Source organism: Mycobacterium sp. G7A2, assembly GCF_041902445.1.
Taxonomy (GTDB): domain Bacteria; phylum Actinomycetota; class Actinomycetes; order Mycobacteriales; family Mycobacteriaceae; genus Mycobacterium.
This window is the reverse complement of record NZ_CP169251.1, coordinates 2,087,466-2,100,153: the sequence shown is the minus strand read 5'-3', so window position 1 is coordinate 2,100,153 and position 12,688 is coordinate 2,087,466. Positions and strand designations below refer to the sequence as shown.

The following is a 12,688-nucleotide window of genomic DNA, read 5'->3' as shown; positions in this document are numbered from 1 at the left end:
CTGCGGCCAGTGTCCTAGATCGGCGCGACCCGCCCCGCCCAGGGCATCGCCTGTTCCAGTTGAGCGGCCAACTTGACCAGCAGTGACTCACCGGCCAGCGGTGCGACGAACTGGACCCCCATCGGCAAGCCCTCCGGCGTCCAATGCAGCGGAAGCGAGATTGCCGGGCGCCCAGTCAGATTCGCCAACTGGGTGTAGGGCACCCAGTTGAGGTTCTTGTCGACCATGTCGTCGACGATCTTGGTGTACTTCAGGAACCGCGCTGTCCGGGTCTTGAGCAGAGCATCGGCCGCCCGGGCCAGTGCCACAGGAAGTTCGAACTCGCCGATGGTCGGCGGCGGGGTGGCCAATGTGGGGGTCAGCAACAGATCGTAGGACTCGAAGAACGTACTCAGCCGGCGGGTGTGCGCATGCCGGCGTTCCACGGCATCCACATAGTCGACGCTGCTCGTGGCGCGACCGAGCGCCGCCATGATCAACGTGTCCCGTTCGAACGACTCGTCCCCCGCACCGCTGAGCCGCTTGGCCTCGGCCACCTCCCACGCCGCGACCACGAACCAGGTCAGCAGGAAGTCACGCGCCAGCTCGGCATCGTCGTAGGGCGCCTCAGGCAGTTCGTCGACCTGGTGACCCAGCTCGGTCAACGCGCGCACGGTCGTCGCCACCGCAGCGTAGGCCTCGCGGTGCGGCGTCGGCGTGATCGCCGAGGGCACCCGCACCCCGATCCGCAGCGCACCGGGATCCTGGCCCACGCACGATGTCAGGGACGACGGCGGCATGGCCGGGACGTAGGGCCCGAACGGTTCGCCGCCGCTGATCACATCGAGCATTCCCGCGGTGTCGCGCACCGTGCGCGACACCACACCCTGCACAGCGGAGCCGTGCATGGCCTCACCGGCCAGCGGGCCTGACGGCGTCAGACCGCGACCGGGTTTCAGACCCACCAGCCCGCAGCAGGCCGCGGGGATCCGGATGGATCCGCCTCCGTCGTTGGCGCCCGCGCAGGGCACGATCCCGGCCGCGACCGCCGCAGCCGACCCGCCCGAGGAGCCGCCCGGGGTCCGGTCGGTGTCCCACGGATTACGTGCCGATCCCCACGCGAGCGGTTCGGTGACCCCTTTCGCGCCGAACTCGGGGGTGTTGGTCTTCCCGAAGATGACCAGGCCCGCGTCGATCCATCGCTGCACCACCGTGGCGTGCTCGGCGGCCGGGGTCGACATCAACGCCCGCGAGCCGGCGGACGTCGGCAGTCCCGCGTAGTCCTGGGCGAGGTCCTTGATCAGGAACGGCACCCCGGAAAACGGTCCCTGCGGCCGGTCCGGCGGGACTGCGGGGACGTCACGCACGACGGCGTTGATCCGCGGATTGACCGCGGCCGCACGCTCGCGGGCCAGCGTCAGCAACTCCGCCGCGGACACCTGTCGGTCGGCTACCAGCTTCGCCAGCGATGTGGCGTCATGGGCGCGGTACTCCTCGAAGTCCATGGCCTGACCGTACGGCCTCCCCGTTTACCGGGTCACGAAAGCAGCAGGGTCTGCAGCAACGCGGGGACGAATGTTAGCGCTCCTCGAGGACGGCCACCGCGGCGGCGGTGTCGGCCTCATGGGTCAGCGACAGATGAATGGTCACCTCTTTGAGGTGCTCGGCCACCGCCCCCGACAGCCGCACCCGCGGCCGCCCCCACATGTCGGTGATCACCTCGATGTCGCGGTGGATGCCCTCGGGCAGCACCGGCCGTTTCGAGAACCGCGACACCGACCACGCCTTGATGACGGCTTCCTTGGCCGCCCACCGCGCCGCGAGGTGGCGCGCCGCCGACGAACTCTTGTCGGCGGCGTCGCGCCGCTCACCCGGGGTGAACGTCTCGGCGAACACCGTGCCCGGCCGGTCCACCTGCTCGGCGAACTCCGGAATGGAGACGAGGTCGATGCCTATCCCGACGATGGCCACGCGCAGCACGCTATCGCACGGTTCACCGCAGATACACGCCGTTCTCGCCGAGCCGGGACGCCGTGTCGAGCAGCATCGCGGCTTCCTGCGCCTTCTCGGAATGCTCGCTGTCGAAGCGACGGTCGGCGGGCCGCTCGTACATCGGTCGTCCACCGGCGATCGCCGAGGCCAGCCGGTGTTGTCCGGCCAGCGAGCGCTCCTGCGCCCGTGCGGCGTAGGTCTCCCGCTGCTCGGGGCTGAGCGTGGCCAGGAAGGCCTGCGGATGCACCAGCGCGATCAGACCCGACACGTGGCCGAAGCCGAGGCTGGTGACCAGACCGGCCTTGAGCGGGTACTTCTCGCCCATCCGCAGCGTCTCGCGCGGCCACACGAAGTGCGCCGAGGTGGCCAGCTCGTCGTCGACACAGTCCAAGCTGCGGTTGGGCGGGATGACACCGTCGCGCAGAACCTGGCACAGACCCATCATCTGGAACACCGCCGCGCCGCCCTTGGCGTGCCCGGTCAGGCTCTTCTGGCTGATGACGAACAGCGGGGCGCCGTCCGAACGTCCCAGCGAGTCGGCCAGCCGCTCGTGCAGCTCGGTCTCGTTGGGATCGTTGGCCAGTGTGGAGGTGTCGTGCTTGGAGATCACCGCGATGTCGTCGGCGCCCACCCCCAGCTTGGCCAGGGACCGCGCGAGCATCGAGTCGCGGCCGCCGCGGCCTGCACCCAGCGCGCCCAGCCCGGGGGCCGGGATCGAGGTGTGCACGCCGTCGGCGAACGACTGCGCGTAGCCGACAACCGCCAGTACCGGCAGACCCATCTTCACCGCCAGGTCTCCGCGGGCCAGCAACACCGTGCCCCCGCCCTCGGCCTCCAGGAAGCCGAGACGGCGACGGTCGTTGGCGCGGGAGAACTTCGAGTCACTGATGCCCTTACCGCGCATGACCTCGGTGTCGGCGGTGGCCGCCATGTCTCCGAAGCCGATGATCGCTTCCAGCGTCAGGTCGTCGAAACCGCCGGCGACCACCAATTCGGCCTTGCCGAGCTTGATCTTGTCGACGCCCTCCTCGACCGACACCGCCGCGGTGGCGCACGCGCCCACCGGATGCACCATCGCGCCGTAACCGCCGACGTAGGACTGCATCACGTGGGCGGCAACAACGTTGGGCAGCACCTCCTGCAGGATGTCGTTCGGCTTGGACCTGCCCAGCAGGTTGCCGTGGTACATGGTCTGCATCGACGTCATGCCACCCATGCCGGTCCCCTGCGTCGAGGCCACCAGACTGGGATGCACGTAGCGCATCAGCTCGGCCGGGGTGAAGCCCGAGGACAGGAACGCATCGACGGTGGCGACGATGTTCCACAGCGCCACCCGGTCGATGGAGGTCGCCATGTCCTGGCTGATGCCCCACACCGTCGGGTCGAATCCGGTCGGGATCTGGGCACCGACGGTCCGCGACAACTTGGTCTTGCGCGGCACCCGAATCTCGGTGCCCGCCTTGCGGATCACCTCCCAGTCCCCGGAGTCGGGGATCGGCCGCGCCGCGGTGTGCTCGGGATCGAACTCGACGAACGCCCGCGCGTCGGCCTCGCTGGAGACCACGAAGCGGAAGTCCTTGTCCAGGAACACACTGACCAGCAACGGCGAGGCGTGATCGGGATCGATGGCCCCGTCGTCGACGAACTCCCGGATGCCGCACCGTTGCACGACCTCGTCGTGGTACCGCTCGACCAGCTCGGACTCGTCCACCAGGTCACCGGATTCGGTGTCGTACCAACCGGGTTGGGGATCGTCCTCCCACTTGATCAACCCGGTCGTCCACGCCAGCTCGAGCACACCGGCCGCGGAGAGCTCGTTGTCCACCTCCATCTCGAAGCGGGTACGTGACGAGCCGTACGGGCCGAGTTCGGCGCCACCGACGATGACGACCAGGTCGGCGGGATCGACGTCGAGATCCGCCCACTCCGGCGCCGGGGCACCGGCGTGCGGACGCGGCGGCGACGGCAGCGCGGCGATCAGATGATCGGCGGCAACGTCCTCGTCGTCCTCGTCCACCGAACCGGTCGCCTCTTCGCGCGCCTTGGTGGCCAGCTCCGACAGATCCAGCTCGGCCTCGGCCAGGCCGCCGGTGAGATCGGCCTGCACGGGCTCGCGGGCCGCCGCGACCTTGGTCTCGACGTCACACAGATCCAGCAGCATGGCGGCCATCTGCTCGGTGGAGTACGTGGTCACCCCCGCTTCCTCGACCGCGTCGACGATCACGTCGTTGTGACCCATCAGGCCGGTGCCTCGGGTCCACCCGATCAGAGCGTGCGCCAGGCTGACCCGCTGTGCCCAGGACGTCTCGGCCTTCCACCGGGACACCACCGCGTCCAGGGCCGACTTCGACTCGCCGTAGGCGCCGTCGCCCCCGAACATGCCGCGGTTCGGAGAACCCGGCAGCACGACGTGCAACCGGGCCGCGATGTCGCGGTCGGCGCTGATGTGCGACAGGCCCGCGATGAGCCGCTGCACGGCCCACAACAGAACCTTCATCTCCATCTCCGAGCGCGATCCGGCCTCCGACAGGTCGCCGCCGACACGCGGCGCGGCGAACGGGAACAGCAGCGTCGGGGTCAGGGCGTCCTTGATGTGGATGGACTTGGGCCCGAGGCTCTCGGTCTGCTCGGTGCCGACCCATTCGACCAGCGCGTCGATGTCGTTGTAGGACGCCATGTTCGCCGGCAACACCCACAGCTTGGCGCCGAACCGGGCGTGGTCGCGATAGAGCGTGCGGTAGAACGCGAGCCGGCTGTCGTCCAGGCGGGAGGTGGTCGCGATGACGGTGGCGCCGCCGTCGAGCAGCTGAGCCGCCACCGAGGCCGCGATCGACCCCTTCGATGCGCCGGTCACCACAGCCACCTCGTCGCTGTAGCGGCCCCTGCCCGGATTCTCCGCACCCGCGGCAGCGCGCGCGTAGAGCGAGGCGTGGACGTTGCGGCCGGCGGCGAGCGCCTTGCCCTGCCAGTAGGTGGCCTGGGTGCCGACCACGTGGCCGGCGCCCTCGAAGCGCTCCGACAGGTGCGCCCACTGTGCGTCGACGTCGTCCTCGTCCATCAGCCAGATCCGGACCAGATCCTCACGGGCACTGGCCCATCGATCGTCGAGCAGCACGGCCTTGCGCCCGTCGAACGACGGCGCCACCAGGCGCGGCCAGTCCGATCCGAGCTCGGCGGTCACCAGGTCGATGAGTTCCGCATCGGCGGAGGCGTCCGGTGTGGCGAACGGTGCGCCCAGGCCGAGCTCGTCGAGGATGGTGCGGGCCGTCGCGGCCAACACACCGTCGGGCCCGGTGACCTTCTCCGCGAACTCGCCGAGAGCGGCCGAATCGACCACCCCGCCGCCGGCGCCACCGGCGGACGGCAACGACACCGGCACACCCTGGCGGGCGCCGATCGCGGCGACAGCGGCGTCGATGACCTTGTCGACCGACGCGGCGTCGGCCAGCGCGCCGTCGTGCAACCCGCCGAGCGCCCCGCCGCGCACGCTGAACCCCTCTCGGGTGCCCAGCGCGACCTCGACGGTGGCGTGCCTGGCCCAACCGTCGCCGAGTTCCCAGGTCTTCTTGACCCGCTCGGTGATGTAGGCCGGCCGCTTGCCGGACGGGCCGAGGACCGTGCGCAGCTGATCATTGATCGCATCGGAGAGCACCGGGCCGAATGGCTTGTACGTGCGGGCCAGCTTGGTCACCTGCCCCTTGAGGCCGGCCAGGTCGGCCTCGGCGGCGCCGTCGATGGCGCCGAGGTTCAGCTCTGAGCCGAGGTCGACGAGCATCTGGTTGCGCCGCGAGGACGCACCGTCGGTGATGGACTCGATGGAGTCCAGCGCCTCGATCTGGTCGATCCGGATCTTGGCCGACAGCGCGATCAGCGCCATGGTGGCGTCGGCGGCGTCGAAGGTCAGGTCATCCGGCCGGGGCCCGCCGCTCGGGGCGGCAGGCGCCGGGGCGGCCGGGGCCGCCTCGACCGGTGCCGCCTCGGCCATCGCGGGTGCGGCGTCCGACGGGGGCGCGGCCTCCTCGAAGTCCGGTTCGGGGTCGGTGTCGGTCGCGAACAGCACCGCCGCGTCACGCTCGGCGTTGAGCACCTCGGTGGTGTTGTGCGAGTACTCCGGCAACTTCAGCGTGTTGGTCGCCAGACCCGCGACAGTCGGCGCGCTCTTGACGCCGATCTCGACGAAGCGCTCGACGCCGAGACCGCCCGCCGCCTCTTCGATGAACAGCAGGTCCTGCGTTTCGATCCAGCGCACCGGGCTGGCGAACTGCCAGGCCAGCAGCTCGATGACGAGCTTGCGGCACAGATCCGCGGGCCGCTCGTTGCGCCAGGTGTCGTAGTCGGCCAGGATCTCGTCGAGCGGCTCGGCCGGCACCAGGTCCCGGACCTCCTGGATGAAGTCGCGGTCCAGGGTGAACGGCCGCGGCACCAGGTTGGGGATGTAGCGCCCGATCAGCAGTTCGGGGTCGGCGCCGCGCGGCATGACCCGCTCGAGGGCGCGGCGGAAATCGGCCACGCCGACCCGCAGCACAGACGAGTGGAACGGCACATCGATGCCGGGCACCAGGATGAACGACCGCTTGCCGCCGCTGATCTCGCGACGCCGCTCGACCTCCTCCTCCAGTGCCTCCAACCCGGCGACGGTGCCCGCGATCGCGTACTGGGCGCCGCGCAGGTTGAAGTTGACGATCTCGAGAAACTCCCCGGTGCGCTCGGAGATCTCGGCGACGAACGCCGTCACGTCGGCGTCGTCGAGGTCGATCTGCGAGGGGCGGATGGCTGCCAGCCGGTAGTTCGACCGTCCGGCCGCGTCGCGCGGCACGATGTCGTGCATCTTGGAGCCGCGGTGGAACACCACCTCGAGCAGCGCCTCGAGCTCGTACACGCCCGACACACAGGCCAGCGCGGTGTACTCGCCGACGGAGTGACCGCACGCGATCGCTCCCTCCACGAAGGCGCCCTGCTCACGCATCTCGGCGACCTGAGCCGCCGCGACCGTGGCCATCGCGACCTGGGTGAACTGCGTCAGGTACAGCACGCCTTCGGGGTGGTGGTAATGCACGCCGGAGGCGATCAGGCTGGTCGGGTTGTCACGCACCACGTGCAGCACCGAGAAGCCCAGCGTCTCGCGGGTGAACTTGTCCGCCGAGTCCCAGACCTTGCGGGCGGCCTTCGACCGCGCCCGCACGTCCATGCCCATGCCCTTGGACTGGATGCCCTGACCGGGGAACGCGTAGACGGTCTTCGGCGCGGCCAGCTGCGCCGTCGCCGACATCACCAGCTCGGAGCCGACGCGGGCCGCGACCTCGATGATCTCGGCACCGCGGTCGATGCCGACCCGGTCGACGCGGAACTCGATCTCGTCACCGGGAAGCACCATGCCCAAAAAGCGGGACGTCCAGCCCACCAGCCGGGCGGGCGGGGTGGCTCGGCCGTCGGTGGCGGTGACCGCGTGCTGGGCGGCCGCGGACAGCCACATGCCGTGCACGATGGGCTGCTTCAGCCCGGCCAGCAACGCGGCGGCGCGGTCGGTGTGAATGGGGTTGTGATCACCGGAGACCACGGCGAACGCGCTCATGTCGACCGGTGCGTTGACCACGACGTCACGCCGACGCCGACGCGGGGTGTCAGTGGCGTTGTCGGTGATGGCGCCGCCCGCCCGAGGCGGGTCGGTGAGCTCGGCGGCCCCGGTGCGGCCGCGGATCGCGAACCGCTCCTCGAGAGTGGCCAGCGCCTTGACGGGTTCGGCGGCCTCGGCGATGGTGACGCTGACCGGGACGACGCGACCCACCTCGGTGTCGGTAGCCGACTGGGCGGTCGCGGTGACGACCAGGTCCGTCTTCGTCGCCGGCATGGCGGCCAGCAGGTGCGCCGCGTGGTCGAGGTGCACCAGGCTCAGCAGGCCCTCGACGACCGGGAAACCGTCGTCGGTCAGCGCCGAACCGATCGCGGAGAACACTGCCGGCCAGCACAGGCCCACCAGGGCGTCGGGCACCAGCGTCAGGCCGGGGGCCAGCGGCGCACCGAACGTGGCGGTGACGCCGGTGTGGTCGGCGACCTTCTCCGGATCCCACGACACCGTCACCCGGGAGGTGTTGTCCGCCACCGGCGGCAGAGCGTCCGGTCCGTCGACGCCGGCCGCGATGGCCAGCACCGCGCGCATCGCCGTCGACGCGTCTTCGACCGTGACGATCGGCATGCCGCCGTCGACGGTGGCCGACGGCAGCGTGAACCGGATGTCGATCCAGATGTCGGACAGCGGCACGCTCAGCGTGACGGTGACCTTGCCGGCGTCGTCGGTCGCCTGCTCCAGGCGCGCACCGGTGTTCGGGTGGGTGGCGCTGGGCTTGCCCGGTACATCGTTGACCTGCCACTCGCGTGGCGCACCGATGCGGTGCACCGGGTTGATGGCGGTGCGCCCGGCCCACAACACATCGGGCGAGTCGAGCACGACGGCCAGCGGGCCGGTCACATCGGCGCGCGCCTGGCGACGCGAGACCATCGGAACCGGCGCGGCGCCGTCGGCCAGCACGCGGTCGACGATCTGCTGTTCGAAGCGGTCCAGCAGCTCGCCGACGGGCTCGTCGACGCGGGTGATGCCGGCCACGGCCTGGGTGCCGGGGATGATGCACACCTGGTCAGCGGTGTAGCGCGCGTCGTGGGCCTGCCACAGCGAGTCGCTGCGCCACCAGCGGCGCACGTCCTTGTCGATGACCGGCACGAAGTTGACCGGCTTGCCGGGCTTCTTGCACAGCGTCACGAAGAACGGCACGTCGGCCGGGTGCAACCGCACCGTCTCGGCGTCCGGATAGCGGGCCAGCAACGCCGCGATCGCGGTGTCGGGATTGTCCAGCAGCGCCTGGCCGTCGGAGCTCTCGTCGAACAGCGACTCGATGGAGCCGGAGTCCTTCTCGTTCAAACGCGCCTCGGCCCGCTTGAGCATGGCCTCGAAGCGCTCCCGCCAGGTGTCGGCCAGCCAGGGGCTGCCGGGTTGCACCGTGTCGGCGGTGCTGTTGCCGTCGCCGATGGCCAGCTCGATGTAGCGCTGCAGCCACTGCAGGTAGGTCATCTGCCCGACGTCGCCGAAGTACGGCTTGGCGGTGTCGGCCATCGCGGCGATGATCTCGTCGCGGCGCTCGGCGACCGCGTCGGCGTCGCCGGCGACCTCGTCGAGCAGCCGCCCGCAACGCGACGCGGTGTTGTCGATCTCGTGGATGTCGGCGCCGAGCTGGCTGCGACCGCTGGCCATGCCGTTGATGGCCTTGCCCGCGCCCACCCAGGTGTCGGTGCCGTTGGTCTGCACGAGCATCTGCTTGACCGCCGGGGAGGTGGTGGCCTCCTTGGTGGCCATTGCCGCGGTGCCGACGAGGATGCCGTCGACCGGCATGGAGGGGAAGCCGTAAGGCTTGGCCCAGTCACCGGAGAGGTAGTCCGCCGCCCGCTCGGGGGTACCGATGCCGCCGCCGACGCAGATGGTGATGTTGCGATGCTTGCGAAGATCGCCGTAGGTGGCCAGCAGCAGATCGTCGAGGTCCTCCCAGGAGTGGTGGCCACCGGCCCGGCCACCCTCGACATGGACGATGACGTCCCTGTCCCCGACTTCGGTGGCGATCTTGATCACGGACTTGATCTGGTCGACCGTGCCCGGTTTGAACACCACGTGGCTGATGCCGACGCTGTTGAGCTCTTCGATCAGCTCGACGGCCTCGTCGAGCTCGGGGATGCCCGCGGTGACGACCACGCCGTCGATGGGCGCACCGGACTGGCGCGCCTTCTGCACCAGCCGCTTGCCACCGACCTGCAGCTTCCACAGGTACGGGTCGAGGAACAACGAGTTGAACTGGATCGCGCGACCGGGTTCCAGGAGCTCGCCCAGCTCCTGGATACGCGCATCGAAGATCTCCTCGGTGACCTGTCCCCCGCCGGCGAGCTCGGCCCAGTGGCCGGCGTTGGCCGCGGCGGCGACGATCTTGGCGTCCACGGTGGTCGGCGTCATACCGGCCAGCAGGATCGGGGAACGGCCGGTGAGCCGGGTGAACTTGGTCGACACCTTGACCGAGCCATCGGGCAGGGTGATGGGCGCCGGGGCGTAGCTGGACCAGGCCGGCGCGATGTCGGGGGCGGCACCGACGGTGAACAGGCTGCGCTGACCGGCGCGGGTCGCGGCGGCCACGATGCCGATGCCCAGGCCGCGGATCACCGGTGCGGTCAGGCGGGTGACGGTGTCGCTGGGACCCAGGTCGACGATCCACTTGGCGCCGGCGGCGGCCAGACCCTCGACCTCGGCGACCCAGTCGACCGGGCGCACGAAGATGGTTTCGGTCAGTTCCCGGGTCAGCTCGGCGTCCAGGCCGGTGCGGGCGGCCCACTCGTCGACGAGGTCGACGCCGCTGGCCAGACGCGGGGTGTGGAAGCCGACCTCGACATTGAGCTGGTTGAACACGGGCCGGAACACCGCGCCGCCGCGGGTCTTGTTCTTGCGCTCGGCCTCTTCTTTCTCGGTGATCTTCTCGCAGTACAGCTCGAAGCGGGCCAGCTGCTCCGGGGTTCCGGTGATCACGACCGAACGCCTGCCGTTGCGGATGGACAACGCGGGCGGCAGCACCGTGCGGACGTCCTGGGCGAACTCGTCGAGGAGTTCGGCCATCCGCGCCGGGTCGACATTGGTGACCGAGACCATGGGCGACTTGTCCCCGCGCCCGACCATGCCGCAACGCCGCGACACCAGGGATCCGGCGGCGCCGATGAGCTGGCCGATGGCGAGCAACTCGACGTCACGGTTCCCGCCGGCCTTGAGTGCCTCCACGGCGGTGACACCCTGTGAGTGCCCGGCGATGGCGACGGGAGGATGCCCTGTCAGATCGAGGCCTTGACGCTTGAGGGCGCGCATCGCGGCCATCTGGGTGAGCAGGATGCCCGGCCCGGAGATCGCCGCAGTGGTGAGGTCCTTGGCGGCAGGCAGCGGCTCCTCGGCGGCCAGCGCGCGGATCCACTTCAGCGGCTCGAAGCCGATGGGGCGAACCACGACCAGCTCGCGGGCCAGCGGCTCGAGCAGCAGTTCGGCCTCGCCGACCAGCGCGCTGATCTCCGACTCGATCCCGGCCGAGTTGACCAGCTCCTCCAGGTTCTCCAGCCAGGGGCCGCCCTGCCCGCCGAATGCCACGGCATAGGGCTCGCCGGAATGCAACCGATCGACGAGGGCGTGCGTGCCTGACAGGGGTTCGTGGTCCGGTCCCGATCCGTTCGGAGTGCCGGTGGCCGCACGGTGCTGGTCGTTGATCGTCACGTCTGGTGTTCTCCTCGGTACTGCAATCGGGCTGCGATCGCGCTGGCCCGCGTTTCCTCGGGCAGTGGGCTCGTGGGTGCTGGCCTGCACTCCGTTGCGGGGCCATCGGCGATTCGGCGTCGAATCCGGCTGGTTCGACCGCGGCCGTGAAGTCGTGAGGACGGGGTCCGGCACAGTGCGTCGAACACTGCGGTCAGGGCTCGCCCTCGTGGCGCGGTGGTCTCTCCAACCGTTGTAAGAGTGTCATAAGAGACTGAGTAAGTTTCGCGCCCAAAATGGTTACTGGCGAGTTCTACGCGTGGGTAACAGAACGATGCGTAACGCGCGCCGCCGGGTGGCCCGAACCGTTGCGGTACAAACGTCCTGCATGCGGGTGGTTACGCTTGAGTAAGAACGAAGTAGCAGATCAAGGCAGTTTTGTTATCAAATCGTTATCTGAAATTTCGCGTTCTCACGGCGTCGGAGTTCGTTGTCGACAAGCATGACACTCTGGCTCGAAGTGTCGTGCGGCGCCGTTTCGCCTGCCGTCCGAGTTTGCTGCGAAAACTTACCGGTCAGTAAGTCCGCGACACGTGCCCACGATCATGCGCATTCGGCGCCCGACAACCGTGCTCCTGCAATCACATTGGCCCGCGCGCAGGCGACGATCAGGCTCCGCGGCCCGGCTCCCACGCGCCGGTCAGCAGGATCCCCGCGGTGTAGTCCGATGCCGACGCCACCATGTGGCGGCGGGTGGCCTGGTCGAACTTGGTGGCCACGACCTCCTGGCCGAGCTCGCGATAGTCGTCCACCATCCGCCGGATCTCGGCCATCTCGTCGGGCTCGGGAAGATAGCCAGGGCCGACCCGGGCCTGGAACAACTCGACGAGACTGGCGACGAACGCTTCGGCCAGATCATCGACCGAGTCGTCGGACGCCTCGAGGAAGCGCACCAGGGCCCGCACGTAGAGGCGATGATCGGGCGCCCGAGACAGGATGTCGGCGGCGGGACCGTCGATCAACCGGACCTTGCCGGCCACGATCTCGGCCATGCCGTATGCCACCAGCTTGCGGGCCTCGACGCTGTCGGGCCCGAGACCGAACCCGTCGTCGTCGACCTCGGGCTCTTCCTCCGGAGCTTCACCGTCCCGGGGCCCCAGCACAGCCCGCTGCAGACCGAGGATGTCGGCCAGGTCGGTTCCCTGGCGCATGCTGGCGAAGAACTCGGCGATGTGGGCCGAGTTGTAACCCTTGCTCAGCAGCTGGCTGATGGTGTTGAGCTGGGACAGGTGGTAGTCGTCGTAGAGGGCGGCCCGGCCGTCCCTGCGCGGCGGGTCCAGGAGGCCACGCTCGCGATAGGCGCGGATGTTGCGCACGCTGACCCCCGAGACCCTCGCCAGCTCCTCCAGCCGGTATTCAGCCAAGACCCAACCCCCCCTGGTGTGGCCGGCCTCGGTC

4 protein-coding genes are annotated in these 12,688 nt (G+C 69.6%); all 4 read right to left on the bottom strand.

The window, feature by feature from the left end; all coding sequences use genetic code 11:
• Positions 1 to 14: 14 nt before the first annotated feature.
• The 4 genes from ACEWX3_RS10210 to ACEWX3_RS10195 all read right to left on the bottom strand — a co-directional run bounded on the left by ACEWX3_RS10210 (position 15) and on the right by ACEWX3_RS10195 (position 12,654).
• Positions 15 to 1,484, bottom strand: coding sequence for an amidase (locus ACEWX3_RS10210; RefSeq protein WP_207068235.1), 1,470 nt, complete (start codon positions 1,482 to 1,484; stop codon positions 15 to 17).
• A 73-nt stretch (positions 1,485 to 1,557) separates the two neighbouring features.
• The gene (locus tag ACEWX3_RS10205) at positions 1,558 to 1,950 is read right to left on the bottom strand and encodes a holo-ACP synthase (RefSeq protein WP_152517922.1); all 393 of its coding nucleotides are present in this window, start codon (positions 1,948 to 1,950) and stop codon (positions 1,558 to 1,560) included.
• A gap of 22 nt (positions 1,951 to 1,972) precedes the next feature.
• Positions 1,973 to 11,182, bottom strand: a complete 9,210-nt coding sequence (locus tag ACEWX3_RS10200; RefSeq protein WP_374159825.1) for a fatty acid synthase subunit beta domain-containing protein — start codon at positions 11,180 to 11,182, stop codon at positions 1,973 to 1,975.
• A gap of 716 nt (positions 11,183 to 11,898) precedes the next feature.
• Positions 11,899 to 12,654 carry a MerR family transcriptional regulator gene (locus ACEWX3_RS10195; protein ID WP_221360187.1) on the bottom strand — a complete coding sequence of 252 codons (756 nt, stop codon included), beginning with the start codon at positions 12,652 to 12,654 and terminating at the stop codon, positions 11,899 to 11,901.
• Positions 12,655 to 12,688: the final 34 nt, after the last annotated feature.

Excerpts from the sequence above, each read along its gene's own strand:
- ACEWX3_RS10210 (WP_207068235.1), bottom strand. The coding sequence starts at position 1,484 with ATGGACTTCGAGGAGTACCGCGCCCATGACGCCACATCGCTGGCGAAG.